This window comes from Wenjunlia vitaminophila DSM 41686 (genome assembly GCF_000380165.1).
GTDB classification, from domain to species: Bacteria; Actinomycetota; Actinomycetes; order Streptomycetales; family Streptomycetaceae; genus Wenjunlia; species Wenjunlia vitaminophila.
Genome location: NZ_KB904724.1, coordinates 110494 through 136814 on the forward strand (window position 1 = coordinate 110494; position 26321 = coordinate 136814).

Below are 26321 nucleotides of genomic sequence, written 5' to 3' on the forward strand. Positions count from 1 at the left end.
GAAGTGACCGCCGTCAGTGGCGACGGCACCCCACCGGAGGACCTCGGGATCACCGTGCAAGCCAGCATCTACGACGTCGCGAAGGCCGCCGGAGTGTCCGCGTCGACCGTGTCGCGGGTGCTCAGCGGCGCCCGCTCGGTGCGGCCGGAGTCAGCCGCGGCCGTGATGGCCGCGGTCGAGGAGCTCGGCTACCGGCCCAACCAGCTCGGGCGCGCCCTGCGCCGGCGCTCCACCCAGGCGATCGGCATGATCGTGCCCAGGGTGGACAACCCGTTCTTCCCGAGCGTGGTCCAGCACACCGAGGAGTACCTGCGCCTCCAGGGGTACGCGCTGTTGCTGTGCACCTCCAACGACGACCCCGGCATCGAGGCGCAGCGCCTTGACATGCTCACCGAGCGCCAGGTGGACGGCCTGCTGATCAGCCCCTGCCACCAGACCCGGAGCCTGCCCGCGGTGCGGCGGGCGGCGGAACGCATACCGCTCGTCCAGTTGGACCGCAGCGTCGAGGGGGAGACCTACGACTTCGTGGGTGTCGACGACGCCGGGGGCATCCGACAACTCATCACGCACATGCGGTCACTGGGCCGGTGGGACATCGCCTATGTCGGCGGCGACCGCGGCAACTGGTCCGGCGCGCAACGGCACACCGCCTTCCTCGCCGCCCTCGACGGCTCAGAACCCGACCCCGAACGCGTCCTGCTCGCCTCGTTCTCCGAGAGGTGGGGCCGGGAAGCGGCCGAACGACTCCTCACGTCGCCGACACCACCGGACGCCATCGTGTGCGGGAACGACCTGATCGCCCTCGGTGTGCTCAGCGCCGCCGCGCGTCTCGGGCTGCGCGTGCCCCAGGACGTCACGGTCAGCGGCTACGACGACATCAGCATGGCCGTACTCGCCCAGCCCTCCCTGACCACCGTCCGGCAACCGGTCGAGGAACTGACGAGACAGGCCGCCGACCTGCTCCTGGCGCGCATCACCGAACCGGGCCGCGAGCCGTGCACGCTCACCCTCCCGACCCAGGTCATCGTCCGGGGCAGCACCTGCCCCACGCACGCCGACGAGGGCCCGCTGCACGCCGGCGGGGCCGCTGACGGAGTCCCAGGCGTTCACGTCGCCCGCTGAGCACGCCTCTTGCCGCTGGTCACATGCGCGGGGCGGGGACGAGTCGGCGCAGGCCGACCCGGTCCAGGGCGCAGGTACCGGGGACCGCGGTGCTCTCCGGGCGCTGCCCGACGTGGGTCAGGCGCAGCTCGTTCCTCCCGGCCCGCAACGGCACCGGGGCGAACTCCGGCTCCGCGTACGCCGTCACCGGGCTGTACAGGTCCAGCGGCTCGCCGATGTCGGTGCCGTTCACCGAGAGTTGGTAGGTGCCGCGGGAGTGGTGACGTTTCACCCGTAGCCGCAGTGCCCGCGGACCGGCCAGGGGAACCCGCACCGACCAGGACAGCGCGCCGTCGGGCGCGGTCGGGGTGAACAGCAGGCCGTGCCCAGCGCCGCACTGCGGGTCGGCGAAGACCTCGGCGCGGCCTCCCGTGGTGGTGACCTCCAGGGTCTCCGCCTCCTCCTGCGAGTCCAGGGGGTGCGGTGCCCAGTCACCGCCCGACTCGAACAGCACCACCCGGGTGCGGTCGGTGGCGGCCTCGGTGTCGGTGTGGGCGACGAGCGTGCCGTCGGGGGAGAACGCCGGGTGGGGGTGGCCCGGGTGGGCGGAGCCCCAACCCGCGAGGCCGAGGGTGCGCGGCGGGTGCACCCCCGTCAGGTCCACCAGAGTCACCGCGCCCACCTGGCCCCGCGCCGAGCCCCGGGCGCCGTTGGTGTCGACCACCGCCCAGTGGCCGTCCGCGGTCAGGTCGCAGTGGTTGTAGGCGCCGTTGGCGCCGGAGGGGCCGGGTGCCACCAGCCGGTCCGGCCGGTCGTCGGGGTGGACCATCCACAGTCCCGCCGCGTCACCGCCGACGGCGACCGCCAGGCAGCCGGTCACGGTCCGGGACTTCCACACCTCGTGGGTCCCGACGGGAACCCCGGCCGCGGCCTGGTCCCAGATCAGCTTCCCCCGCGGTGCGTGTTCCGGGTGCAGGGCCCAGGAGCGGGTGCTCCCGCCGAGCGAGTAGCCGATCCACTCGGGATCGTGGGCGCCGTACTGGAAGTGGGTGGCGAAGACGTCGCCGGAGAAGACGTCCCGGGAGCGCCCGCTGGCGAGTTCGACCTCCACCGCCGTGGTGGGGCCACCGGTGATCGGTGCCGGATAGTGGCTGCACAGGACGCGGTCCCCGGCCGGGTGCAGGTTGACCACCACGCTCAGCGCACGGCCGGCGGGCGGCTGGTAGAGCGTGGTCGGTGCGGGAGCGGCCAGGTCGATCAGCCAGATCGCGTTCTCGGCGCAGGTCACGAGGCGGCCGGAGTGGATGTTCCACCACACGAAGGGGTTCCGGTCGTCAGCCGGGGTGGCGAACCGGGCGAGGAAACGCTCCTGTCCCGACTCCAGGTCCACCTCCCACAGGCTGGTCGCACCGGTCTCCCGCTGCCCCAGCACGATGCGGCGCGCATCGACGAAGCCGTTGTGGGTGGGGTAGGTGAAGTAGCGCTGCTGCTCGAACGAGCTCAGGTAACGCGGTGTGAACGGCTCCTGTGCCGCGTCGCGCGGGGACGCACGGGCGAAGGAGCCCGTGGCGAGGCTCAGACCCGTGGTGAGCGCGGTCAGTCCGGCGAGGCGGCCGAACGCTCGTCGGGTGAGGTCGTTCATGGCGGGCGTCCTCCCGTTGGGTGACGCTCAGCATCCGGCCCGCCCATCGGGCAGTCAAGAGCTAATACGAATTAACTCGCCCTGTGGAGCTCTCGTGCCCGCATCGCCCCCTCCGGCCAGCTAATCCGTATTGCTTCTGGGGCTCACCCCTTGACTGACGTCTCGAGGGCTCCTTACTCTCCTCGGGCCAGCCATCGGCAATTCGTATTAGCTACGCACCGTAGGGGGTTCTCACTCATGCACCGAGGTCCCGCCAGGCTCACCCAGCGTGACATAGCCAGGCTGGCCGGGGTCAGCCAGACGACGGTGTCCCTGGTGCTCAACAACCGCCTCGACGCGGCGGCGCGCATCGCCCCGGAGACCCGGGAGCGTGTGCTGCGGGTCATCCGGGAGACGGGGTACGTCGCTGACCCGTTGGCCCGCCGCATGCTCAAACAGCTCAACCAGATCCTCGGCGTCTTCACCTACGAACCGGTCTTCCCCAGCACCAGCGCCGACTTCTACTACCCCTTCCTGCGCGGCATCGAGGAGAGCGCCGAGCGCAGCGGCTGCGACCTGCTGCTGTTCACCAGCGCGCCGGTGCGCAACGGACAGCGGCGCATCTTCCACGAGAACAACCGCCTGCGGGTGGCGGACGGCTGCCTGCTGCTCGGACGGGAGATCCCTTCGGCCGAGCTCAGCCGGCTGGTGGCGGAGGACTACCCGTTCGTCTGCGTGGGACGCCGCGACGACGCCGACGGGCAGCCGGTGCCCTACGTCGGAGTGGACTACGTGACCGCCACGGCACGCCTCGTGCGGCAGGCCGTCGCCCTGGGGCACCGCAGGTTCGCGTACCTCGGTCCCGAGCCCCTCGCCGAGTCGTCCGCCGACCGGCTGAGGGGTTTCCGCGAGGTCGCCGGGGCGGACGCACCGCACCTGTTGGACGGTGCGCACACGCCGCAGGAGCACCTGGCCCGGTTGCTCGAGCACGGGGTGACCGCGGCGTTCGTGGAGTTCCCCGTCACCGCCGCCGCCCTGGTCGAGGCCGCGGCGGAACGCGGGCTCGACGTGCCCGGCGACCTGTCGCTGGTCGTGCTCGGCGCCCCGGCAAGCGCGGGTGACCTCACCGGTTTCCGCATCCCCCGGGAGGAGATGGGCCACCAGGCCGTCGCCCTCCTCCTGGACGTGCTGCACGGTCAGGCGACCGAGGTCCAGCAACTCCTGCGGTGCGAGCCGGCACAGGGGCGCACGCTCGCCGCGCCGCGCGACTGACCGCCGGCCCGTCCGGCCCGTCCGACCCCACCTCGCCCAGCGAACCAGCAAGGAGACCCATGCACGCGGACGTCCTCGTCGTCGGCGGTGGCACCGGAGGTGTCGCGGCGGCGCTCGGCGCGCTGCGCGTCGGCCGGACCGTGATCCTCACCGAGGAGTACGACTGGCTCGGCGGCCAGTTCACCAGCCAGGCCGTGCCGCCGGACGAGCACACCTGGATCGAGCAGTTCGGCGCGACCGCCTCCTACCGGGCGCTGCGCGACGGCGTCCGTGACTACTACCGGCGCAACCACCCGCTCACCGACACCGCGCGGCGCCGCCGCGACCTGAACCCGGGCGCCGGCTGGGTCAGCCGCCTGTGCCACGAGCCCCGGGTCGCCGTTGCCGTCATCGACGAGATGCTCGCCCCCCACCGCGGCTCCGGCCGGCTGACCGTGCTCCAGCCCTACCGGCCCGTCGCCGCCGACACCGACGGCGACCGGGTCACCGCGGTGACCCTCGCCCACCGGGACAGCGGGGAGCGGCTCACCGTCACCGCCGCCTACGTGCTGGACGCCACCGAGACCGGGGAACTGCTGCCGCTGACCGGCACCGAGTACGTCACCGGATTCGAGTCGCAGTCCGACACCGGCGAGCCCAGTGCCCCCGGCACCGCCCAACCCCTCAACATGCAGGCGGTCTCCTACTGCTTCGCCGTGGACCACGTGGACGGCGACCACACCATCGACCGTCCCGCCGGTTACGACTTCTGGCGCGACCGGCAACCCCCGTTCTGGGGCGCCCCGCTGCTGTCCTGGAGGGCCCCGCACCCACGGACCCTGGAGATCGTCGAGCGGAGCTTCACCCCCAACCCCGGCGACGACCCGCACTCCGTCCTCGCCGACCAGCGCGTCGGCGGTGGCGACGCCAACCTGTGGACGTTCCGCAGGATCGCCGCCCGCGACAACTTCCTCCCGGGCGCCTACGACAGCGACATCACCCTGGTCAACTGGCCGATGATCGACTACTTCGAGGGCCCGGTCCTCGACGTGCCGGACGCCGGGGCGCACCTGGCGGCGGCCAAGGAACTGTCGTTCTCCTTCCTGTACTGGATGCAGACCGAGGCGCCCCGCCCCGACGGGGGCACCGGCTTCCCGGGCCTGCGGCTGCGGGGGGACGTCACCGGCAGCGCCGACGGTCTCGCCCAGGCGCCCTACGTCCGCGAGTCCCGCCGCATCCGCGCCGAGTACACCGTGGTCGAGCAGGACCTCTCGCTCGACGTGCGCGGCGGGGCGGGCGCCGTCAGCTACCGCGACTCCGTCGGCGTCGGCATGTACCGCATCGACCTGCACCCCTCCACCGGCGGGGACAACTACATCGACGTCCCGTCCAGCCCCTTCGAGATCCCCCTCGGCGCACTGCTGCCCCTCCGCGTCGAGAACCTCCTGCCCGCCAGCAAGAACCTCGGCACCACCCACATCACCAACGGCTGTTACCGCCTCCACCCGGTCGAATGGAACATCGGCGAGGTCGCCGGGCTGCTCGCGGCGCACTGCGTGGCCGGCGGACTGACCCCGCGCGCCGTGCGGAACACCCCCCACCTCCTCGAGGACTTCCAGCGCCTGCTCACCGACCACGGGATCGAGCTGCGCTGGCCCGACATCAGCGGCTACTGACCAGGAGAACCGCCATGAACACGCACCTCCGGAACCGCAGAACCACCCTCGCCGCACTGACCGTCGCCGGCCTGCTCGCCCTCACCGCCTGCGGAGGGGGCGACGGCGGGTCGGGCAGCGAAGGACCCGTCTCCCTGAGCATGACCATCTGGACCGGGAACGAGGAGCACCTGAAGCTCCTGAACGGCATAGCGGCCGACTACCGCAAGAGCCACCCGGAGGTGAAGGAGATCAAGTTCGACACCCTGCCGGTGGAGACCTACACCACCACCCTCACCACCCGGATCGCCGGGGGCAAGGCCCCCGACCTGGCCTGGATACTGGAGAACTCAGCCCCGGACTTCGTCTCCTCCGGGGCCCTGGTCCCCGTCAAGGACGACCCGGACGTGCTGCCGGCGGCCAAGAAGCTCTGGCAGCGGGACGGCAAGCTCTACGCCTACCCCTTCTCCACCTCGCCCTACGGGGTCTTCGTCAACACGGACCTGATCAAGAAGGCAGGTCAGCCCGCGCCCGCGGACCTGATCGAGCAGGGCAGGTGGAACTGGGACGAGGTCGCCAAGATCGGCTCCGCGGTGAACGCCAGGACCGGCAAGGCCGGCATGGTGATCCGTGACTTCGACTACAAGGCATGGGACAACCTCGCCTCCGTGTGGAACGGCTGGGGCGCGGAGGCGTGGAGCGAGGACGGCAGGACCTGCGGCTTCGACAAGCCCGAGATGGTCGGCGCGATGACCTACCTGCACCGGGCCGTCTTCGAGGACAAGGCGATGCCCGCGCCGGGCACGACCGCGGACTTCTTCTCCGGGGAGGCGGCAATGACCGTCACCCAGATCAGCCGCGCCTCGCTGCTGACGGACTCGTTCGCGTGGGACTTCGTGCCGCTCCCGGAGGGCCCGAAGGGTCCCTATGACGTGATCGGCCAGGCCGGGCTCGGTGTCTTCGGCAACGGCAGGCACGTGGAGGAGGCCACCGACTTCCTCACGTTCATGACCAACGCGGAGAACTCCGCCAAGCTCGGCCGCTTCTTCCCCCAGGCCCGCACCTCCCAGTTGGACGCGGCCACCCTCGCCGCGAGCAACCCCCAGGTCAAGCCCGAGGCATTGGAGGAGGTCGTGATCAACGGGATCAAGGAGGGCAAGGTGAAGCCGAGCCACACCAACCAGTCGGAGATCGCCGAGGCCGTGCGGTCCGCGCTCGACCCGCTGTGGACGCCCGACGCGGACGTGGAGAAGGTCCTCGGTGACGTCTGCTCCGCGATCAGGCCGCAGTTGGAGAAGTGACGGTCCCCGCCATGAAGACCCTCGAACGGTCCACCTCCGCAGTGCCCCCGCCCCAGCGGTCCCGGCGCCCCTTCTGGACCGCACGCCGCCGGGACCACGCGGTCGGCTACCTGTTCATCGCACCGCAGCTCGCCGGCAGTGTGATCTTCGTCCTGATCCCGCTGGTGATGGTGCTCTGGTACAGCTTCCACGAGTGGAACGTGCTGGCGGGGACGTTCCACTCGGTGGGGGCGGACAACTACCGCGCCCTCGCCGACGACCCCAAGCTGCCCGGCGTCCTGAGGAACACCGCCCTCTTCTCGGCCGGCCTGGTGACCCTCAACCTCGGCCTCGCGCTGGCCCTCGCCGTGCTGCTCAACCAGAGACTGCGCGGCCGCGTCGTCTTCCGCACCCTGTTCTTCTCGCCGGTCGTCGTCTCGCTGGTGGCCTGGACCATCGTGTGGGGGTTCCTCCTGCAGAAGAACGGCGGCATCAACGCCTTCCTCGACCTGGTGGGCGTCCAGGGGCCCAACTGGCTGCGCGGCGAGGGCACCGCGATGCTGTCCGTCGTCGTCGTCCAGGTGTTCAAGAACGTCGGCCTGAACATGGTGCTCTTCCTGGCCGCGCTCCAGGGCGTGCCCCAGGAGTTCTACGAGGCGGCGACCGTGGACGGCGCGGGGCGGTGGCGCCAGTTCTGGCGCATCACGGTGCCGCTGATCAGCCCCACGATCCTGCTCACCTCGATCATCACCGTCGTCGGCTCGCTCCAGGTGTTCGCCCAGATCGCCGTGCTCACCCAGGGCGGCCCCGGGGACTCCACCACCGTGCTCGTCTACTACCTCTACCAGCAGGCCTTCGAGTTCCACCACTTCGGCTACGGCGCGACGCTCTCGGTGCTGCTGTTCCTCATCGTCCTCGTCCTCACCGTCATCCAGTGGCAGATGCGCAAGAGGTGGGTCTTCCATGAGAACTAAGCCGTCCCCCCGCGCCAGGCTCCTGCTCTACGGACTGCTGCTGGTCCTGTGCGTACCGTTCGTCTTCCCCACCTGGTGGATGGTGACGTCCTCGCTGAAGCCGGCCACGGAGATCTTCGCGTTCCCGCCGTCGCTGCTGCCCGACCACCCGGAGTTCGGCGCCTACGACAAGGTCTTCGACCTCCAGCCCTTCGGACAGCAGTACGTCAACAGCATGTACATCGCGGCGGTCGTGACGCTGGGCACCCTGGCCTTCTCCTCCCTCGCCGGCTACGCCTTCGCCCGCATCCGCTTCCGCGGCCAGAACGCCCTCTTCCTCGTGGTGCTCACCGGGCTGCTCATCCCCAGCGAGGTCACCATCGTGCCGCTGTTCCAGATGTTCCGTGACTGGGACATGATCGACACGCACTGGCCGCTCATCCTGGTCCCGGTCTTCGGGGCCCCCAGCGTCCTGGCGACCTTCATCATGCGGCAGTTCTACATCGCGCTGCCCAACGAGCTCGAGGAGGCCGCGCGCATGGACGGCCTCGGTCGGTTCGCCACCTTCCTGAAGATCGCCCTGCCCCTGTCCCGACCGGCCCTGGCCGCTGTCGCGATCTTCACCTTCCTGCACAGTTGGAACCTCTACCTCGAGCCGACGGTGTACCTCTCCACCCCGGAGAAGTTCACCCTGCCCCAGGCGCTGACCAGTTACGTCGACGCCTACGGCGGTCCCATGTGGAACGTCCAGCTCGCCGCGGCCTCGCTCACGGCGCTTCCGGTGCTCGCGGTGTTCGTCTTCGCGCAGCGGCAGTTCGTCGAGGGGCTCGCCCACACCGGTCTGAAGTGACCCCCCTCAGTCGGTGACGTCGAAGGAGCGCAGCCACAGCTCCAGGGTGAGGACGAGCCACAGCTTGCCGCCCTGACGGGGCAGCAGCGTTCCCGTGCCGCGGAGCCACGACCGCACGGTGTCCTCGCGGAACAGGCCCCGGTCGCGGGCCGACCTGCCCAGCAGCAGGTCGTGGCCCAACTCCCGCAGGGGCCCGTGCAGCCACCGCTGGACGGGCACCCGCATGCCGCTCTTCGGCCGGTCCACGACGGTCGCCGGCAGCAGGTCCCGCACGGCCTCCTTGAGGATCCACTTCTCCACGGTCCCGGAGAGCTTGAACCGGGACGGCACCCGGAACGCCTGGTCGATCACCTCCCGGTCGAACAGCGGGGCACGGCCCTCGAGTCCGGTGGCGGCGGTGATCCGCTCCACCTTGCTCAGGATGTGGTGGGCGCCCTTGGTCCGCAGGTTGGCGTGGAGCAACTGGTTGAGCAGGCCGTTCATGCGTCCCGGACGCAGGTAGGGCGCCACCAGGTCCTGCGGGGGCGGGGCGGGGGCCAGCGCCGCCAGCGCGTCACGGGTCAGCAGGGTGGGCAGGTCGGCGTGGCACTTGCGGTAGGAGTCCACGTACGCCCGCGCCCGGGACTCCGGGGAGGGATCGTCCCGGTGCAGCTCGTGGACGAGCATCGGGAGGTTCTTGGGGCCGCCGAACACCGGGTCGCCGCCCTCGCCGTTGAGCGCCACCCGCATCCCGTCGGCGGCGACCGCCTCGGCCAGCAGCAGGTTGGGCACGGTGAGCGGGTCGCCGACGGGGCAGTCCAGCAGGGCGACGGTCTCCGGGAGCCGGGCGGCGACGGTCTCCCCCGCGACGGTGAGCACCCGGTGCTCGGTCCCGCAGTGCGCGGCCACGAGCCCGGAGTAGGCCAGCTCGTTGGGCGCGTCGTCGCCGAAGCTGATCGAATAGGTGCGGACCGGGCCCGGGTGGAGCCGCGCCGCGAGCGCGGTGACCAGACTGCTGTCCACGCCGCCGGACAGCAGGACCCCGACCGGCCCCGCGTCCGGCAACCGCCGCGCCGTGGCCTGCTCGAGCAGGGCGCGCAGTCGCCCGGCGTGCTCGGCGGCCGGTGACTCGTCCACCGCCTCGGCCGGCTCCCAGAAGGTCTCCTCCACGGTGGTCCCGTCCGCGCGCAGCCTCAGGCACCGGCCGGGCAGCACCTCGTGCACCCCGCGCAGCAGCGTCTCGGTGCCCGGGAGGTAGGCGAACGTGAGGAACGAGCGCACCGCGGGCAGGTGCAGCCCGGTGTGCAGCGCCGGCCAGCGGCGCAGGGCGCGCAGCGAGGTCGCCGCCGCCCACCGGGAGCCGGCGCGGGCGTGGAACACCGTGCGGGCCCCCACGTGGTCCCGGACCAGCACCAGGTCCTCTCCGTCCGCGATGGCCAGCGCGAACATGCCGTCCGCCGCGGCGAGGCCGGCGGTGCCGAACGCCGCGTAGCAGCGCAGCAGCAGCTCGCCGTCCGGGCAGTCGCCGCCGTCGGCCCCGGCGGCGCCGAGCCGGGCGCGCAGTTCGGCCGCGTTGAACAGGGTGACCTCACCCACCGCCCAGCGTCCGGCCGCCTCGAACGGGCCGGTCGCCGCGCCGGGTCCTTCGAGCAGCCCCAGGGCCCGCCGGCCGGCGACCCGCACCGCCCGGCCGCCCATCGCCTCCACCTGGCCGGCCGGGTCGTCCGCCGCCAGGCACGCACACCACCGCGCCATTGCCCGTCCCTCAGCCGAAGTCGTCGAAGAGGTCGTCGCCACCCGTGCCGTCGCCCCAGTCGCCGTAGCCCCCGCCGCCCGAGAAGTCGCCGCCCGAGGCGTCGCCGCCGGCCTGGCCCTGGGCCTGGGCCTGGCGGCGCAGCTCCTCCTCCTGCTCCGGGGTCAACGCGGTGGGCGGTGCGACGAGACCCCCGACCAGGGCGCCCGCGGAGGCGGCGGCCAGGATCGCCCCCAGGCGCCCGCCGAACGACGTCCGGTTCACCGTCAGCACCCCGTCGCTCCACAGGGTGCGGCCGTAGCCGGCCTCCCGGCCGTAGAGCACCCGCCCGTTGCTGAAGACCCGCTTGACGACGCGCTGGCCGAGCAACTCGTCGGTGCCCTGGCGACCGCGGTTGTCCCGCCAGGCCACGAGGGTGGGCCCCTGGCGGACGCGCCACTCCTGGCGGCGGTCGGAGTACCGCCGGTGCACGGAGCCGTCCGCGAGCAACTCGTCCGTGTAGGTCGTCTCCTGCCGGTTCCGGGGCGACACTGCATGTCCTCTCATCGGGTGGGCCAGCTCAGGAAGCCGGTCTCGCGGGCCCGTCGCACCCCACCGGGCCGCCGTCGGGTCCTGACGTCGCGGACCAGCCGGTGCACCGTGCGCAGCAGCGACGCCGGCCGCACGGCCGCGACCTCCGCGAACCTGTCCCGCTCCAGCCACCGCTGTTCCGCGTGGGCCAGCCGCAGCGTGGGGCTCGGCGGTGCCACGGTCCGGGTGGTGGCCCGGCCGTGGGTCAGGTGCAGGGAGCCGGCCTGCCGGGGACGCAGCCCGAGCGGGACCACCCTGGTGCCGTCCGGCAGCCCGGTGAGACCGGGGAGGCGCTGCGGGAAGGTGAGTCCCCACGGGGACGCGTCGTGCAGCAGGTAGACCGTGGCGCCCTCGGCGCGGGCGAGCATCTCGACCACCCCCGGGGCGAGGGGGAGTTCGGCGGCGCTGAACATCGGGCACGCCGACTCCATCGGCAGCCCGTTGGCCCGCAGCATCCGCGCGATGTCATGGGACTCGCACACCAACAGCCGCGGCAGCCCGTAGTCGAACAGGTCCGGCTCCGGGGTGTGCCGTCCGGCACCAGGCACCGGCGGTGCCGCCGCCGGGAGCAGCCCGGGCACGTCGCCGAGGCGGCACAGTGCCGCGCGGAAGTCCGGGTAGCGCACCGTCGGGGCGACGGTGAACGCGGGCCGCCGGGGCGCCCGGTGCCAGGGGCCCAGCACCCGGCACAGCTCGTAGTACAACTGGCGCTCGGTGAAGCGGACCGCCCCGGGGGCGGCGGCGCTGGCCACCGCGATCCGCAGCGCCCGGTCCACCAGGGTGCCCATCACCGCTCCGGCCAGGTGAGGAAGCCCACCCCGCGGGCGCCCCGGTGGTCCGGGTCGGTGGCTTCCGCCGCCCGCCGCGCCGCCTGGTGCACCGCCGTGAGCAGCGCTGCCGGGGGCACCGCTGCCAGCGGCGACCACCAGCCCTGGGCCAGCCAGTCCAGCTCCTCGTCGGTCAGGGTCGGGCAGGAGGCCCGCAGCTCCGCCACGCCGTACTGGGGAAGCGGGCTCTCCCGTAGCCGGACGGCGTTCTCGTGGGCCATCACGGACCGCGGCAGCAGCCCGACGACCAGTGCTCGCTCGCCGAGCGCGGTGCGGGCCGCGGCGGCGAAGGCGAGCCCGGAGGGACTGGCGTCGTGCAGGACCACGGCGGGCACCCCGGGGGGAACCTGGTCCGGTGACTGAACCATCGCCATGGTCGGGGCGGCCGGGGCGTCGTTCGCGGCGAGGCAGTCGAGCACCGCCCGGTCCGGGCAGAGCACGGCGACCCCGGGACGGGGCGGCGCGGGCAGCGGGGCCGCGGTCGGCGGCACCAGGCCGCGCGGGCGACGCCCGTACACCTCGGCCCACCGCTGGAGCACCGCCGACTCGAACCGCTCCAGGGACATCGGCATCCGGACCGGATCGACCCTGCGGGCCCGGCGGCGGGCCAGGAACAGGCACAGGACCAGCACCGCGAGCACCGGCCCGCCGACGAGCAGCACGGGCTTCCGGAAGGGGTTCGCCGACACGATCGAGACCGCGGCGACCAGGGTGATGACGACGAGGGTGACGAAGCAGCCCCTGGAGGCCTGGCCGGCCGGGGGGATGCGGTTGCGTGACGCGGCGTACCACAGTTGGGGAGCGGTGTAGCGCAGCCCCCGGCCGTCACCGAGCTTCTCGGCGAGTGTGCGCATCCGCACGTCGTGCAGCCGCAGCTCGTTGTCCTTGGGCTCCAGGGCGAACGTCCGCTTGCAGGCGAGGCAGGTCCGGCCGGTGCGTTCCTTGTGCAGCAGGTTCACCGAGCAGTGCGGGCAGATCACGACGGGCCGCCCGGTCGTGCCGGGCGCGGCGGGCGGGGCCCGGCCAGGTGGCGCGGCGGACCTCCCACCGACCCGGCCGGGTCGGTGGGTTCGCGTGTGCCGGTCATGGTGGGACCCTTCCGGAGTCGCGGTGCGATCAGTGGAGGAGACACCGTCCGGGCGCTCCCGGTTCCACCTGGTTTCCCCCCGGTGCGCCCGACCGCCGCCGGTCAGCGACGGGACGGGGTGGAAGAATCGCAACGACCCCGGTTCTCCCGGGTTCTTGTGATGTGTCCGGCTCGGAGGGTCCGATGAGCGTGTCGCACCAGCGAATGAAGCACAGCGCCGACGACGAGAACGAGGTGCACGACGTCGCCCGTTTCCAGGACGCGGCGAGGAACGTGGTCACCCCGGTCCTCCGACTCCCCGCGGACACGGCGCTGGCCGTGGTCAACGCGTTCGCCGAGATCGTCAGGAACGCCAAACGGAGCCGGGTGGCCACCACACCCGACCGGGACGGCGTCGTGCGCTCCCAGACCTTCGAGGAGGGCGACGTCTACATGGTCGAGGCGCCCTTCGACGGTTTCTTCGCGGACCGCTACCTCATGGACTTCTACGACGTGGAGCAACGGGGCATCTGCTCCCGCATGCACCTGCACACCGGGCTGCGACTGGTGCGGATGATGACCGGCCCGGACACCCAGATCCGGGTGAGCAGCCTCTCCCCGTTCGAGGTGACCGACGTGCCGGGCGTTACCCCGTTCCTGCCGCGGACGTTCCAGGACACCCTGCCGGACACCCCCGAGGACGTCACCAGGACCCGCCACAACCTCGTGGTACCGCCCTGTTCCTTCGTGGACATGCAGATACCGCGGGGGGTGAGCCACCAGTTCAACGCCGTCGGGCCGCACGCGGTGATCGACTCGGTGCACCCCGAGGAGTCCATCGAGACGTTCCGGGAAAGGATGTCGGGGTACCGGATGACGGCGCAGACCGTGTTCCTCGCCGAGGACCTCCCGCCCGCGGACACCTGCGTCAACCTGCCGACCTGACGCCGACCGCCCCGGCCAGGTCCCTGGCGCCGACCCGCACGGGGCCCGGGGCGCCAGGACCGGGGAACTCCACGGTGAACGACAGTTCCGCAAGCGCCTCGGAGATCACCCGCGGCACCCGGGCGTGGTCCTCGGCCGAGCCGCACAGGATGTCCACCTCGCCGGTGCGCACCCCGCCGGTCAGCGAGGTGCCCGGGGACACCAGCGTGCGGTAGCCGGAGATCCCCGCGGCACGACGGACCCGGGACGCGCCGTGGACGCCCACGATCCGGCAGTCCACCGCGGGGGCCAGGGTGTGGTGCTGGAAGTGGACGCGGTCCGGGCGGGCCACCGCCGGTTCCGGCCGCTCACCCAGGGCGATGCGGCCGGCGAGCTCCACCAGGTCCACCCCCGCGGCCCGGGTGCTGAGTTCGTTGACGAACCCGCCGAGCCTGCCGTTGACCTCGATGACGCGGGGGCCCCGCGGGGTCAGCTTGACCTCCGTGTGGGTCAGCCCGTGGGCGACCCCAAGGGCCCGCAGGGCGGCTCCGGTCAGCGCCAGCACCTGCCGTTCCTCGTGGGGGGCGAGCGACGACGGCCAGAACTGGCCGGTCTCCCGGAACGGCGGCACCACGGGGAGCTTCCCGGTGACCGCGAGATGGGTGATCCGGCCGGCGACCACCGCCGACTCCACGGACACGTAGTCGCCGAACGGCCCGCGGTCGGTGCCCCGCAGGTACTCCTCGACCACCAGGCGGCGCTCGCCCGCGCCCCCGGCACCGACCGGCGCCAGCAACCACCCCACGAGCGCGGCCCCCTCGGCCCGGCCGCGCACCAGGTGGGTGTGGCGGCTGGCGGCGCCCCGCGCCGGTTTGACCACCGCCGGCAGCCCCGTGGTCCGCACGGCGTCGGGCCACCGCCGGGGGTCGGTGAGGTCCACCGACACCACCGGGTGGGCCTCCGCGCGGCGCAGTCCGCGGCGCTGCGCCGACTTGTCGGTGAGCATGGTGACCGTGGGCCCGCTGTGCGCGGGCAGCCCCCACCGGGCGGCGATCCGGGCGGCCGGCCGCAGCATGGTCTCGCTGAAGGTCAGCACCGCGTCGGGGCGGGGGCCGTCGGCCACCTCGTCGAGGCGGACCACCTGGCCGAGCCGCCGCGACAGTTCCAGCTCCGCACCGCCGTGCCGCCGCGGCGGGAGGACCACCAGCAGGTCACCGAGGCGACCGAGGCCCTCGGCGATCTCCACCAGGGAGGCCGAACCGCCGTCATACAGGACGGCCAAGCGCTTCCTCGCCATGGGTGCGGTCCTCCTCCGTGTCGGGTCTCGGTGCGGACCAGCCGCCCAGCGTCCTGACCTCGCGGACCGCCAGGACGCCCAGCGACGACAGGGCGACGACCGCGGCGGCGGCGAAGAGGGTGGTGCGCGCCCCGACCGCCACCGCCAGGGGGCCGGCCAGGGCCATCCCGGCGGGGGTCAGGGCGGTGGAGGTCAACCAGTCGAAGGCCTCCACCCGGGAGATCCGGTCGGCCGGGATGCGCTGTTGCACGGCGGTGTCCCACAGGGTGCCGCCCAGGCCGAGCGCGGTGTTCATCGCGCACGCCGCCAACGCGATGGCGGCGACCGGGGCGTGGAAGCCGATCAGCAGCAGCGGCACGCTGCCCAGCGCCATGCAGACGTTCGCGGTGACCAGCGGCCGGCGCGGGCGCCAGCGCAGCGCGAGGACCGCGCCGGCCAGTGCGCCGGCCGTCCCGGCCTGGCTGATCACCCCCCAGGAGAGCTCGCCGCCCAGGGAGCGCAGCACCACCAGCGCGCCGACGGTGAAGAACACGCAGCGGCCCAGGTTCCACAGGCAGTGGCTGATCAGGTTGGTCCAGTACCAGCGCCGCCGCCGCACCTCCCGGAAGCCCTCGGCGAGCTCGGCGGTGAACCGTCCCCGGGACCGGGTGACCCCGGCGTTGCGGGGGAGCGTCAGCAGGGACACCCCGCTGACCGCGAAGGTCAACGCGTCGATGCCGACGCCCCACCCGGGGCCGACCGCCAGGGCCACGGTGGTGGCGACGGCGGGGCCGGTCACCGCGCAGACCCGTTGGGAGACGGCCATCAGGGCGTTGGCCTGCTGGAGCTGGTCGGACGGCACCAGGGACTGCACGAGGCCGGCGGCGGCGGGTTGGAAGATCCCCGACGCGGCGCCGGTGCAGGCACCTGCGACGGCCAACCGGACGGTGTCGGTGCTGCCGCGGACGAGTTCGAGGGCGAGCCAGAGCTGGGCGAGGGTGCGTGCCGCCTCGGCGCCCACCATGAGCAGGTTGCGCGGGAGCCGGTCGGCCCAGACCCCGCCGGGTAGGCAGGCCAACGCCTCGCACAGCACGGTGACGGCCAGCACGACGCCGAGGTCCGCCGCGGAACCGCCGTTGTGCACGACCGCGAGGGTCAACGCCACCGGTGCCACCGCGCTGCCGAACTGCGAACAGGACTGCCCCGCCCACACCACCAGGAACCGGCGGTCGCACAGCGGCTCCGGGAGGCGCCGGCGGGGCCTCCGCGGCGCCTGCTGCGCGCCCGTCCCCGCGGTGCCGGTCACGGCGCCCGCCGGGCTGCTGTTCCCGGGCGCGCGCGCCGGACCGCGCGGCTGGCGCGGACGGTCAGAAGTGGTCCCCCAGGGCACCGAACCGGGGCACCGTGAGGAACCGCGGACTCGGGTCCGGCACCCGGTCGGCCTCCAGCGACCAGGTCATCGGGTGGGGGACGAAGACGGCGCCGAGTCCGCAGGCGAGCGCCGGGTTGATGTCCGAGCGCAGCGAGTTGCCGATCATCCAGGTGTGCTCGACGGGGAGGTTCCGGGCGGTGGCGAAGGACCGGTAGGCGGAGACGTCCTTCTCCGGCACCACCACCGCCTCGACGAAGTAGCCGGCGAGACCTGATTTCTCCACCTTCCGCAACTGCTCCTTTTCGCACCCCTTGGTGAGCAGGAACAACCGGTGCCGTGCGGAGAGCCTTTCCAGGGTGGATTCCACGCCGGAAATGAGGACCATCTCCATGTCGTGCACGCCGGCGCACAACGCGGCTATCTTCTCCACCTCCGCCGCATCCGGGGTGTCGCTGCCACGCAGTGCGCACAGGGCGTTGAGCAGGCTGTCCTCGAACACCTCGGCACCGTAGCCGCGTCGCCGGATGTTCTCCCGCTCCGTCTCGTCGATGACGTCGCGCACCTGCTGCCGGGTGAGCGACGGGTGATCCACGAGGTCGATGAGGCCCTCGATGGCGGCCTCGTAGTAGACGTTGTTCTCCCACAGCGTGTCATCCGCGTCGAAGATCAGGTTCTGGGACAGCAAGGGTGCTCCTCATGCAAGCGCCTCAGGTCGGCCGGGCGTTGACCGCATCATCCAACCTCTGACGGTGGCATGGTGCACCAGCCCGATCGTCGCCGTCGCCCCGATTACCCCCGCTCCCCGGCCAATTCGGCCGTCCAGGGAAACCCGGCTATACCGGTGGACCGACCCGGTGACGTCACATCAGCAACGCGTCACCTCATCGGCAACTCGGTTATGGGAATGCGCGTACACCGAGGTCGCGCGTGCTCTGTCACGCTTTCAGGTGACTTCGAGGGTCAGGGCAGTTCCCCGCACCGATACTTTTTCCGATGGGGATGGCCCTGGGCGTTTTCCGCGGCGTCATCATGGCGACTCCGCGCCACGGGTGGGGAATTCCCCGAAGTCATTTCTTCTCATCGGAAAACACACGCGGAAGCAGTTACGGCGAGTTTCGGCTGCGGTGGCGCCACGGTGGCGGCGCCGACGGGCGGAGGGGGAGTCGCGTGCGATCCAGGGACGGTCACGCAGCACCGGGGACGCCACCCGTCGGGCGGCGACGCGTGCTGGGCGAGGCGCTGCTGGCCCAGGCCTCGAGCAGCCCCGACCGGGTGGCGGTGCGCGCCGGCGGAGACACGCTGACCTACGCCGCGCTGCACGCCAGGGCCGCCGACGTCGCCGCCCGCGTCATCGCGGCGAGCGCCCCCGGTGGCACCGCGGGGCGGCGCGTGGCGGTGCTGTTGCCCCGCGGTACCGCGCAGGTGGTCGCCCTCGTCGGCACCGCCCTCTCGGGCGCGGCACAGCTCGCCGTGGACGTCGCCAACCCGCCCCCGCGGGCCCGTTGGCTGCTTGCCGACTTCGCCCCCCACCTGCTGATCACCGACGCGGCCACCGACGCACCGGGTGACGTCGCCCCCGGGGTGCCCCGGCTGTGGCTGGACGCCGCCGGCGGACCGGTGTCGGTGCCCACCCGACCGGGCGCGCCCCCCCGGGTGCCCGCCGGGCGCGGTGGGCACCCGGCACCGGCCACGGCCCCCGCGGCCTCCCCCGGGGACACCGCCTACTTCGTGTACACCTCGGGGTCCACCGGCAGGCCCAAGGCGACGCTGATCACCCACGACGGCATCATGAGCCGGCTGTGCTGGCTCCAGCGGTCCCACCGCCTCACCGCCGACGACCGGGTGCTGTACAGCAGCAGTTGCGGCTTCGACGCCAGCGTCGCCGAGCTCTACTGGCCGCTGACCACCGGCTCCCAACTCGTGGTGGCCGGGCAGGGCGCCCAGCGCGATCCCGACCACCTGGCCGATCTGATCGCCCGTCACCGCGTCAGCGTCCTGCAGATGGTGCCCTCCCTGCTTGACCTGCTGCTCCAGGGCCGGCCGCGGGACGAGCGGTACGACGGGCTGCGCCTGGTGCTGGCCGGCGGCGAGCGCCTCCCGCCCGCACTGCTGGCCCGGCTGCACCGGCGCACCACCGCCACCGTCGTCAACCTCTACGGCCCCAGCGAGTGCGCCGTCTACGCCACCGCCTGGCGCTGTCCGCGCGATCCGGACCCCACCGAGACGCTGATCGGCACCGCGGTGGGGGAGACCGAGCTCGTGGTGCTCGGCCCGGACGGCGCGGAGGCCGACGAGGGCGAGCTGTACATCGGCGGCGTCGGCGTCGGCGTCGGCTACTGGAACCGGCCCGAGCTGACCGCCTCGGCCTTCCTCGACCGGCTCGGCACCCGCACCGGCCGCTTCTACCGCACCGGCGACCTGGTGGCCCGCCGGGCCGACGGCAACCTCGCCTACCTGGGACGCACCGACCGCCAGGTGAAGGTCCGCGGCCACCGGATCGAGCCCGCCGAGGTCGAACGGGCGGTGCTGGCGGACCCCGAGGTGCGCCAGGTCGCCGTGGTCCCGGTGGAGCGCGGCTCGGGCACGGTGCTGGCCGCCTCGCTGGTGCTGTCCCGCGGCGCCGACCCGGCGGTGGTCCTCGACCGCCTCAAGCGGCGGCTGCGCGGCGAACTCCCCGACCACCTGCGCCCCGCCCTGTTGCGGCCCTGCGCCCGCCTGCCGGTGACCGCCAACGGGAAGGCCGACGTCCTGGCGCTCACCGAGAGCTGCGCGGCACACCTGGCCGACACCCCCGCCCCCACCGCCGACCCGGCCGGGGCCACCGCCCCGTCCCGCACCGAGCGGTTGGTGATCGACACCTGGCGGGCCGCCCTGCGCGTCCCGGACGTCGGGACCGACGACGACTTCTTCGACCTGGGCGGGGACTCCTTCGCCGCGCTGAGCGTGGTGCGGGCGCTGGAGAAGGAACTCCACCGCGAACTGCGCGTCAGCCTCCTCTACACCCACCCCACCGTCACGGAACTGGCGGCGGCACTCGACCGACGTCCCTGACCGCCGCGGGCGCCCGCCCCACCCGCGGGCACCCCCGACCCGTCCCCCCACCGAAGGAGCCTCCCGTGTCCGTCATGCTTGGCCAGCTCACCGTGCCGCGCCGTCGGGACGACGTCATCGACCAGATCCGCTCCCGGCTCGCGGAACGGGGCCAGACCCTCGCCGACGCGATCAGGGAACGGGAGCTGTACTTCCGGATCTCCGTCGTCGGCACCTGCAACCTGTCCTGCACGTTCTGCCACAACGAGGGCGCCCCGGCCAGCGGCAAGATCAGCCTCGGGGTCGTCGGGGAGGCGGTCCCGGCGGCGGTCAGGGCCGGCTTCACCCGGGTCCAGTTCACCGGCGGGGAGCCCCTGCTGCGCCCGGACATCGGCGACTTCGTCCGCCTCGCCCGGGAGCACGTGGACGACGTGGGCGTCACCACCAACGGCACCTACCTCCCGCAGCGGCTCGAGGCCCTGCTGGACGCCGGGCTGGCCAGGATGCACGTGTCGCTGCAGACCGAACCACTGGTCGAGGCCGGCACGAAGGACGCCTGGGGCATCCCGGACTGGCTGATGCCCACCGTGGAGCGGGCCGCCTCAGGCGCCTTCACCCTGCGGCTCAACCTGCCGGTGCCCGCAGACTCCCTGGACCGCACCGAGGCGTTCCTGTACCTGCTCACCGCCCGGGGCGTCAACGTCAAGGTGTTCTCGGTCCTCCCCGAGGGCGAGGTCCGGGAGGACAGCTACCCCCTGGCCGCGCTGAACGCCCTGGTGGACCGGGTCAACGCGCACAACTCCACCGTCCCCGGGGCCGGGGAGGTGCTGCTGCGCGGCTTCCGCCCGCCGGCCGGCATCCGCTGCTCCACCTGCGGTGACCTGCCCCGCTGCAAGGAGCAGTCACACTCCCTGCGGCTCGGCGCCGACCTGCTGCTGCGCCCCTGCCTGGCCACCCGGACCTGGGACGCGCCGCTCCAGCGTGACCACATCGACGCGTCGGTGACCGAGGCCGCGCTGCTCGCCCTGGACTACGCATGGTGAAGGGTCCCGCCGGGGCCCCGGAGGTCTACGACGTCCGCGCGTCGGCGGCACGGGGCCCACGGGGCGTCTACGTCGCCGTGTCCGGCAACACCTCGGCGGGGAAGTCCACCCTGGTGGAACGGGTGCGCCGGGAACTGACGGAGCGGGGCACCCAGGCCGTCGGGATCTCCGAGCGGCTGTTCCACCACCGCTACCTGCCCCTGATGTTCTCCCGCAGCGACACCTACGCCTTCCCCGTCCAACTCAGCTTCATGCTGGAGCGGCACCTGGTGCTCCTGCGGAACCTCGAGCTGGGCCGGGTGGTGGTCATGGAGCGCTCGCACCTGGACGACGGGCTGTTCGTCGCCGAGCACATCGAGACCGGCAGCGTCCAACCGGACCAGGCCGCGGCCTACCGCGAGCTCTCCGCCGTGCTGCACCGCCGCGTCCCCGCCCCCGACGTCCTGGTGCTGATGAACCCGCGCCCCGAGGTCTCCCTGGCCCGGTTGGCGGCGGCCGAGGCGGCCGGCGAACGGCCCCGGGAGTTCCCGGACGAGGACGCCAAACGCCGCTGGGTGCACCGCTGGCACGAGCTGTACGTGGACCTCCACGAGGAGTTCCGCAAACGGTGCGCCGCGGACCCGGCGTTCGCCGGCGTGCGGCTGCTCGAGGCCGATCCGCAGGCCCCGCCCGGGTCCGCGGCCCCCCAGGTCGTGGCCGCCGTCAGGGACGTGACCCGCCAGGGGCGGCCATGAGGGACGCGTCACCCGGGCCGGCGTACCCGGCGGAACCCTTCCTCCAGCGGCTCACCGCGGCGGGCTCCGACCTCGGCGGGCAGTTGGGCCGCTGCCTCGACCAGCCGCTGCGGCGGTACCTCGCCGGGCTCGTCCCGCGCGCCGGCACCGGCCACGCCGGGCACCTCGGGCGGCTCGCCACGGCGCTGGTCCGCTGGCTCGGGGAGCGCGGGGTCACCGACCCGGACGGGGTCGCGGACCACCTGCTGCGGGTGCCGGTCATCCAGCAGGCCGACCACGCCAACCTGCTGCTCGACCGGGAGACGTTCCTCAACAACTACCTGTTCCACCTCGCCTGCTCCCACGCCGGGGCCCGGGTGATGGTCGTGTCCCAGTGCTCCACGGTGAGCTGCCTGAGCCGGCGCGTTCCGGTCACCGGGCCGGTGTTCCTGCGCACCCGCGGCTCGCTGTACCGGGTGTTCCCGTTCTCCAAGCGCCGGTACAAGGACTCCACCTTCTGCTGCCTGCCCCCACCGCTGACCATGACCCTCGAACGGCTCGAGGGCGACGGTCCCGCCGCCGCCGACGACCCGGTGCTCGGCTCCCTGGTCGGCCGGGTCTGGCCCGACCCGGCCGAGGCGTACCGGCGGTGCAACGAGGAGATCTGGTCGTCCCTGGCCCTGGACCACTCGGTGCGCCGGGTCGCCGTGGACGAGTCCCTGGCCGCCGAGTGCGCCGCCGACCACCTGCTCGACCCGGCCAGCCCACTGCGGCACGTCGTCTTCGACCCGCGGGTGCGCCGGGCGTTCCTCGGCGTCAAACGCGAGCTGGTGGCGCGCCCCGACAACCTGGCGGTCAACCGGGCCGCCCCCGACTTCTTCTGGGTGCGCCGCGGCAGCCGGCTGCACCCGGTGGTGCTCCGCGAGGAGGGCGGCACCGCGGTGATGGTGGTCGAGACGGACGGGGCCGCGGTGCCGGTCCCGTTCGCCCCGCGGCCGGTCGCCGCGGCCCTGCGGGCCGGGGTGCTGCACACCGACCGGGTCCTGGCGTACCTGGTCCGCTGCCTGCTGCCGGGGGTGGTCGCCGTGGGCGGCACCAGTCAGCAGGACTACGTGCGGCTCTACGTGCGCCTGCTGACGGAGACGCACCGGCGGGTGCCGTTCCTCGACGCCGCCGAGGTGGCGACCGTCACCACCCCGGGGCTCAGCCGGCTGGGCGGGATGCCCCTGCTGCACCTGGACCACCCGGCGACGCTCCCGCTCACCCACCTGTCCCCGACGACCGACCTGGCCGCCGTGGCACGTCAGGTGCTCGACCAGCGGGTCGGCCACACCATCGGCACCCTGTCCTGCGCACGTTACTTCGACGAGGCCCTCGCCCGGAGCGAGGCGGTGGAGGCGCACGCGTGATCATCCTGGGAGTCAACAGCTACTTCGAGCACCCGTCGGTGGCGCTCGTCCGGGACGGCGAGCTGCTCTTCGCGGCCGAGGACGAACGCTTCACCGGCATCAAGCACGGGCGCCGCTACAGCCCCTACCACAGCTACCTGCCCATCGACGCGGCGTACCGGGCGCTGGACCACACGGGGATCTCCTTCCACGACATCGACGAGATCGCCTACTCGTACCACCGCTGGAGGCACCTGCGGAGCCTGTGGGGCTGCCTCACCGGACGCCGGCTGTCCACGCTGCGCGAGGAGCTCGCCGCGTTCGCCGGCCTCGCCTGCCTGCCGGCGGCCCTGCGGTCGGGGTACGACGTCCCCCAGCGGTACCGGCACCTGATGCGCCCCGAGGACATCCGGGGCGTGCCGTTCCGGGAGTGGCCCCACCACCTCACCCACGCCGCCTCGGCGTTCTTCTGCTCCGGCTGGGACGAGGCGTTGACCATCGTCTGCGACGGCGCCGGGGAGAACGCCTGCACCTCGGTGTTCGTCGGCCGGGGCCGGCGGCTGCGCACGGTCGCCGAGCAGGTCGTGCCGGACTCCCTCGGCCTGTTCTACTCCCTGGTCACCAGGCACCTGGGGTTCGAACCCTTCGCGGACGAGTTCAAGGTGATGGGTCTCGCGGCCTACGGGGAGCCCCGGTTCGCCGACGAGTTCGCCCGCGTCCTGCCCCTGCTGCCCGACGGTCGCTACCGGCTGGACCTGCGCCGGCTGCGGGCCCTGGACCGGCGGGTCGCCCCCGCCCGCAGCCCGGGCGCCCCACTGGAGCGGGTGCACCGGGACATCGCCAGGTCCGCGCAGCAGCGTCTGGAGGAGGCGTTGGAGCACATCGTCACCCACTACGCCAGGACCACCGGCCTGCGCAGGCTCTGCCTGGCCGGGGGCACCTTCCTCAACTGCGTCGCCAACGGGCGGATCGCCGCGCTCGGCCTGTTCGACGACGTCTTCGTGCAGCCCGCGGCGAGCGACGCCGGCACCGCCGTCGGCGCCGCCTCGCTGAGCGCCATCCGCAGGGGCGCGCCGGCCCAGTTGTCCTACGACTCGTTCTGCCTCGGCACCGCCCACCCCGACCGGGCGGTCGAGGCGGCGTTCACCCAGGCCGGCCTGGAGGCACAGTGGCTCACCGAGGCCGAGGTGACCGAGCGGCTCGCCGACCGGCTCGCCAGGGGCCGGATCGCCGCGGTCTTCCGCGGGCGGATGGAGTTCGGCCCCCGGGCCCTGGGCAACCGCAGCCTGCTGGCGGCGGCGTCCGACCCCGGCATGCGGGACCGGCTCAACCGGGTGAAGGGCCGTGAGGACTTCCGGCCGGTCGCGCCGATCGTGCCGTGGGAGGCGTTCGACGACTACTTCTCGGGCCATCCCGACCCGTACATGCTGTTCACGGGCTCGGCGAAGGACAAGGCCAAGGAGCGGACCCCCGCCGCGGTGCACGTGGACGGCACCGCCAGGGTGCAGGCGGTCCGCGCCGAGCGGGAGCCGTTCCTGCACCGGTTGCTGTGCCGGTTCGCCGACCGCTCGGGGGACCCGGTGCTGATCAACACGTCGTTCAACGTGCGGGGCAAGCCCATCGTGGAGAGCCCCCAGGAGGCCCTCGCCTGCTTCCTCGGCTCCGAAGTGGACTGCCTGAGCATGGGCGGCTGGTTCTACGAGAAGGGAGCCTGAGTGTCCACGGCCCCCGACGGGTCCCACGCGGTGCGGGTCAACCGCACGGCCTGGGACCTGCGCACCGGCGTCCACCTGACGTCCGACTTCTACCCCACCCGCCGGGTCCGCGCCGGAGGGTCCACCCTCAAACCGCCGGAACGCGAACTGGTGGGGGAGGTGCGGGGGCTGCGGCTGCTGCACCTCCAGTGCCACTTCGGCCTCGACACCCTGTCCTGGGCCCGGCTCGGTGCCCGGGCCACCGGGGTGGACCTGTCCCCGGTCGCCGTCCGCGCGGCGCGCCGACTGGCCGCGGAGACCGGCCTCGACGCCCGTTTCGTCTGCGCGGACGTCCAGGGGTTCACCGACCCCGGGGCGCCGTACGACGTGGTGGTCAGCACCTACGGCGTGCTGTGCTGGCTCGGGGACCTGCCGCGGTGGGCCGACTCCGTGGCCCACAACCTGCGCCCCGGCGGACGGTTCGTCCTGGTGGAGTTCCACCCGCTGCTCGAGGTGCTGCACCCGGGGAAGGTCAGCGGCGCCGGCCGCTACTTCGGCCCCGACCGGCCGCCGGCCACCTGGACGCAGGGCACCTACGCCGACCCCGCCGCGCCCATCCGCTACCGGGAGTACCGCTGGCAGCACCCCGTCGGCTCGGTGCTCGACGCGCTGATCGCCGCAGGTCTCGTCCTGGAACGGGTCGAGGAGTACCCGTACAGCTCCTACCGCCTCCTGGACGAACTGGACCGGTGCGTCAACGGGGTGTGGGTGAACAGCCGGTCCCCGGGCCGACTGCCCTACATGTACGCGGTGGTGGCGCGGGCGGCCCGCGGACCCCGGGCACCAGCAGGCGCGGAGGGACCCCGATGACACGACACCGGCTCGAGGCGTTGCTGCCGCCGGGCGCCGTCCCCCGGCCACTGGCCTACGGGCGGCTGCCCACCCCACTCCAGTACCGGCCGGACCTCGGGGCCGACCTCGGGGTGCGGGTCCTGGTCAAACGGGAGGACCTGCTGGACGACCTGGCCAGCGGCCACAAGGCGCGCAAACTGGCCCACGCGGTGGCCCGGGCCAGACGCCGGGGCGCCGACACCCTGGTCACCGGGGGGAGCCTGCCGTCGGGGCAGTGCGTGGCCGTGGCCGCGTTCGCCCGCAGGTACGGCCTGCGGTCCCACCTGGTCTACAGCGGCGACCAGCAGGTCAGGCCGCACCGCCCGAACGGCGCGTACCTGCTCGCGCTGCTCCTCGCCGACGAGGTCACCTGGCACGAGCGGACCCCGTGGCAGCGGAACGCCGAACTGCTCCGTGCCGCCTGCGCCGAGGAGGCGCGGCGGGGCGGGAGACCGTTCGCGGTCCCGCCCGGCGTCACGGTCTGGCCGGGCCTGCTCGGCAGCGTCGAACTGGGCCTGGAGCTCGCCGACCAACTCGGTACCGGTGCGGACGTCGTCCCGGGGCCGATCCACCTGGTGGCGCCCGCCGGCTCCGGAGGGACCTGCCTGGGGCTCGCCGTCGCCGCCCGGTTGCTCGGGCTGCCCTGGCGGGTGCACGGGATCTGCGTCGGCGGCAGCCGCACCTCGGTGACCGCCGAGGTGGCCGCGCTGCGCCGGCAGGCGGTGCGGCGGCTCGGGCGCCAGAACCTGACCGACACCCCGGTCGAGGTCCACGCCGACTGGCTGGGCGCCGGCTACGACCGACCCACCGCGGCCGAACTGCGGGTGCTGGCCGAGGCCGTGCGCCGCTACCGGCTGCCGCTCGACCCGACCTACATGCTCCGGGCCTTCCTCGGCCTGCTCGGCCTGGTCCGCGCCGGGACCATCCCCCGCGGGGCGCTGGTGGTGCTCGTCCACACCGGGGGGAACCTGGGCCTGTTCGCCGGCTGCCCGGCCCTGAACGACTGGCTGGGGGAGACCTTCGCCGCCCACCTGGCCGAGCCGCGCCCGCCGGCCGCCGTACCCAACGACCACTAGCCGGGAGA

General features: G+C 73.2%; 22 protein-coding genes. 14 read left to right on the plus strand and 8 right to left on the minus strand.

What is annotated here, in order from left to right; all coding sequences use genetic code 11:
• The first annotated feature begins 3 nt into the window (after nt 1-3).
• The gene (locus A3IG_RS34435) at nt 4-1122 is read left to right on the plus strand and encodes a LacI family DNA-binding transcriptional regulator (RefSeq protein WP_018386547.1); all 1119 of its coding nucleotides are present in this window, start codon (nt 4-6) and stop codon (nt 1120-1122) included.
• 19 nt (nt 1123-1141) lie between these two features.
• On the opposite strand, the gene A3IG_RS0126160 is transcribed toward A3IG_RS34435, so the two are convergent.
• On the minus strand, nt 1142-2743 hold the full coding sequence (locus tag A3IG_RS0126160) for a carbohydrate-binding protein (RefSeq protein ID WP_018386548.1): 1602 nt from the start codon (nt 2741-2743) through the stop codon (nt 1142-1144).
• A 237-nt stretch (nt 2744-2980) separates the two neighbouring features.
• Between A3IG_RS0126160 and A3IG_RS0126165 the strand changes: the two genes are divergently transcribed.
• The 5 genes from A3IG_RS0126165 to A3IG_RS0126185 are packed head-to-tail and all read left to right on the plus strand — an operon-like array spanning nt 2981 to nt 8711.
• A complete protein-coding gene (locus A3IG_RS0126165) occupies nt 2981-3994 on the plus strand; it encodes a LacI family DNA-binding transcriptional regulator (protein ID WP_018386549.1) in 1014 nt (337 codons plus the stop codon).
• Between the two features lie 59 nt (nt 3995-4053).
• Entirely contained in the window at nt 4054-5649 is a 1596-nt protein-coding gene (locus tag A3IG_RS0126170) for an FAD-dependent oxidoreductase (protein WP_018386550.1), read from the plus strand.
• Between the two features lie 14 nt (nt 5650-5663).
• Nucleotides 5664-6929, plus strand: a complete 1266-nt coding sequence (locus A3IG_RS0126175; protein ID WP_018386551.1) for an ABC transporter substrate-binding protein — start codon at nt 5664-5666, stop codon at nt 6927-6929.
• Nucleotides 6930-6940: 11 nt separating this feature from the next.
• Nucleotides 6941-7882, plus strand: a complete 942-nt coding sequence (locus A3IG_RS0126180) for a carbohydrate ABC transporter permease (protein WP_018386552.1) — start codon at nt 6941-6943, stop codon at nt 7880-7882.
• Entirely contained in the window at nt 7872-8711 is an 840-nt protein-coding gene (locus A3IG_RS0126185; RefSeq protein ID WP_018386553.1) for a carbohydrate ABC transporter permease, read from the plus strand. Before A3IG_RS0126180 ends, A3IG_RS0126185 begins: the two co-directional genes overlap by 11 nt.
• Before the next feature lie 6 nt (nt 8712-8717).
• On the opposite strand, the gene A3IG_RS35790 is transcribed toward A3IG_RS0126185, so the two are convergent.
• From A3IG_RS35790 to A3IG_RS34845, 4 genes are read right to left on the minus strand one after another with little or no spacing between them, the layout of a single operon-like run.
• Nucleotides 8718-10445, minus strand: coding sequence for an asparagine synthetase B family protein (locus tag A3IG_RS35790; protein WP_018386554.1), 1728 nt, complete (start codon nt 10443-10445; stop codon nt 8718-8720).
• Between the two features lie 10 nt (nt 10446-10455).
• Nucleotides 10456-10974 (minus strand): hypothetical protein, encoded by a 519-nt coding sequence (locus A3IG_RS0126195; protein WP_018386555.1) that lies wholly within the window; start codon nt 10972-10974, stop codon nt 10456-10458.
• An 11-nt stretch (nt 10975-10985) separates the two neighbouring features.
• Nucleotides 10986-11801: a hypothetical protein gene (locus A3IG_RS0126200; RefSeq protein ID WP_018386556.1), complete on the minus strand. Its 816-nt coding sequence runs from the start codon at nt 11799-11801 to the stop codon at nt 10986-10988.
• Nucleotides 11801-12820 (minus strand): hypothetical protein, encoded by a 1020-nt coding sequence (locus tag A3IG_RS34845; protein ID WP_018386557.1) that lies wholly within the window; start codon nt 12818-12820, stop codon nt 11801-11803. Before A3IG_RS34845 ends, A3IG_RS0126200 begins: the two co-directional genes overlap by 1 nt.
• 290 nt (nt 12821-13110) lie before the next feature.
• Between A3IG_RS34845 and A3IG_RS0126210 the strand changes: the two genes are divergently transcribed.
• On the plus strand, nt 13111-13851 hold the full coding sequence (locus A3IG_RS0126210; protein WP_236719288.1) for a hypothetical protein: 741 nt from the start codon (nt 13111-13113) through the stop codon (nt 13849-13851).
• On the opposite strand, the gene A3IG_RS31385 is transcribed toward A3IG_RS0126210, so the two are convergent.
• The 3 genes from A3IG_RS31385 to A3IG_RS0126225 all read right to left on the minus strand — a co-directional run bounded on the left by A3IG_RS31385 (nt 13835) and on the right by A3IG_RS0126225 (nt 17163).
• Entirely contained in the window at nt 13835-15127 is a 1293-nt protein-coding gene (locus A3IG_RS31385) for an ATP-grasp domain-containing protein (protein WP_018386559.1), read from the minus strand. The two genes, A3IG_RS0126210 and A3IG_RS31385, sit on opposite strands and share 17 nt — an antisense overlap.
• The gene (locus A3IG_RS31390) at nt 15096-16412 is read right to left on the minus strand and encodes an MFS transporter (protein WP_018386560.1); all 1317 of its coding nucleotides are present in this window, start codon (nt 16410-16412) and stop codon (nt 15096-15098) included. Before A3IG_RS31390 ends, A3IG_RS31385 begins: the two co-directional genes overlap by 32 nt.
• A 61-nt stretch (nt 16413-16473) precedes the next feature.
• Nucleotides 16474-17163 (minus strand): HAD family hydrolase, encoded by a 690-nt coding sequence (locus A3IG_RS0126225; protein ID WP_018386561.1) that lies wholly within the window; start codon nt 17161-17163, stop codon nt 16474-16476.
• Between the two features lie 539 nt (nt 17164-17702).
• Here A3IG_RS0126225 and A3IG_RS0126230 point away from each other — a divergent pair.
• The 7 genes from A3IG_RS0126230 (at nt 17703) to A3IG_RS0126260 (ending at nt 26313) form a co-directional block, all read left to right on the plus strand.
• Nucleotides 17703-19529: an amino acid adenylation domain-containing protein gene (locus A3IG_RS0126230; protein WP_018386562.1), complete on the plus strand. Its 1827-nt coding sequence runs from the start codon at nt 17703-17705 to the stop codon at nt 19527-19529.
• Between the two features lie 74 nt (nt 19530-19603).
• Nucleotides 19604-20551, plus strand: coding sequence for a radical SAM protein (locus A3IG_RS0126235; protein WP_236719305.1), 948 nt, complete (start codon nt 19604-19606; stop codon nt 20549-20551).
• Nucleotides 20545-21285 (plus strand): deoxynucleoside kinase, encoded by a 741-nt coding sequence (locus A3IG_RS0126240; RefSeq protein ID WP_018386564.1) that lies wholly within the window; start codon nt 20545-20547, stop codon nt 21283-21285. Before A3IG_RS0126235 ends, A3IG_RS0126240 begins: the two co-directional genes overlap by 7 nt.
• Nucleotides 21282-22673 (plus strand): hypothetical protein, encoded by a 1392-nt coding sequence (locus A3IG_RS0126245; protein WP_018386565.1) that lies wholly within the window; start codon nt 21282-21284, stop codon nt 22671-22673. The genes A3IG_RS0126240 and A3IG_RS0126245 overlap by 4 nt, the downstream gene beginning before the upstream one ends.
• Nucleotides 22670-24367 (plus strand): carbamoyltransferase family protein, encoded by a 1698-nt coding sequence (locus tag A3IG_RS0126250; protein WP_018386566.1) that lies wholly within the window; start codon nt 22670-22672, stop codon nt 24365-24367. Before A3IG_RS0126245 ends, A3IG_RS0126250 begins: the two co-directional genes overlap by 4 nt.
• Complete coding sequence (locus tag A3IG_RS0126255) at nt 24368-25216, plus strand: class I SAM-dependent methyltransferase (protein WP_018386567.1); 849 nt, start codon at nt 24368-24370, stop codon at nt 25214-25216. It begins immediately after the preceding gene.
• Complete coding sequence (locus tag A3IG_RS0126260) at nt 25213-26313, plus strand: 1-aminocyclopropane-1-carboxylate deaminase/D-cysteine desulfhydrase (RefSeq protein ID WP_018386568.1); 1101 nt, start codon at nt 25213-25215, stop codon at nt 26311-26313. The genes A3IG_RS0126255 and A3IG_RS0126260 overlap by 4 nt, the downstream gene beginning before the upstream one ends.
• The last annotated feature ends 8 nt before the right edge of the window (nt 26314-26321 follow it).

Excerpts from the sequence above, each read along its gene's own strand:
- A3IG_RS0126160 (WP_018386548.1), bottom strand. The coding sequence starts at position 2,743 with ATGAACGACCTCACCCGACGAGCGTTCGGCCGCCTCGCCGGACTGACC.
- A3IG_RS0126165 (WP_018386549.1), top strand. The coding sequence starts at position 2,981 with ATGCACCGAGGTCCCGCCAGGCTCACCCAGCGTGACATAGCCAGGCTG.
- A3IG_RS0126170 (WP_018386550.1), top strand. The coding sequence starts at position 4,054 with ATGCACGCGGACGTCCTCGTCGTCGGCGGTGGCACCGGAGGTGTCGCG.
- A3IG_RS0126175 (WP_018386551.1), top strand. The coding sequence starts at position 5,664 with ATGAACACGCACCTCCGGAACCGCAGAACCACCCTCGCCGCACTGACC.
- A3IG_RS0126180 (WP_018386552.1), top strand. The coding sequence starts at position 6,941 with ATGAAGACCCTCGAACGGTCCACCTCCGCAGTGCCCCCGCCCCAGCGG.
- A3IG_RS0126185 (WP_018386553.1), top strand. The coding sequence starts at position 7,872 with ATGAGAACTAAGCCGTCCCCCCGCGCCAGGCTCCTGCTCTACGGACTG.
- A3IG_RS35790 (WP_018386554.1), bottom strand. The coding sequence starts at position 10,445 with ATGGCGCGGTGGTGTGCGTGCCTGGCGGCGGACGACCCGGCCGGCCAG.
- A3IG_RS0126200 (WP_018386556.1), bottom strand. The coding sequence starts at position 11,801 with ATGGGCACCCTGGTGGACCGGGCGCTGCGGATCGCGGTGGCCAGCGCC.
- A3IG_RS0126210 (WP_236719288.1), top strand. The coding sequence starts at position 13,111 with ATGAGCGTGTCGCACCAGCGAATGAAGCACAGCGCCGACGACGAGAAC.
- A3IG_RS31385 (WP_018386559.1), bottom strand. The coding sequence starts at position 15,127 with ATGGCGAGGAAGCGCTTGGCCGTCCTGTATGACGGCGGTTCGGCCTCC.
- A3IG_RS0126235 (WP_236719305.1), top strand. The coding sequence starts at position 19,604 with ATGCTTGGCCAGCTCACCGTGCCGCGCCGTCGGGACGACGTCATCGAC.
- A3IG_RS0126240 (WP_018386564.1), top strand. The coding sequence starts at position 20,545 with ATGGTGAAGGGTCCCGCCGGGGCCCCGGAGGTCTACGACGTCCGCGCG.
- A3IG_RS0126245 (WP_018386565.1), top strand. The coding sequence starts at position 21,282 with ATGAGGGACGCGTCACCCGGGCCGGCGTACCCGGCGGAACCCTTCCTC.
- A3IG_RS0126260 (WP_018386568.1), top strand. The coding sequence starts at position 25,213 with ATGACACGACACCGGCTCGAGGCGTTGCTGCCGCCGGGCGCCGTCCCC.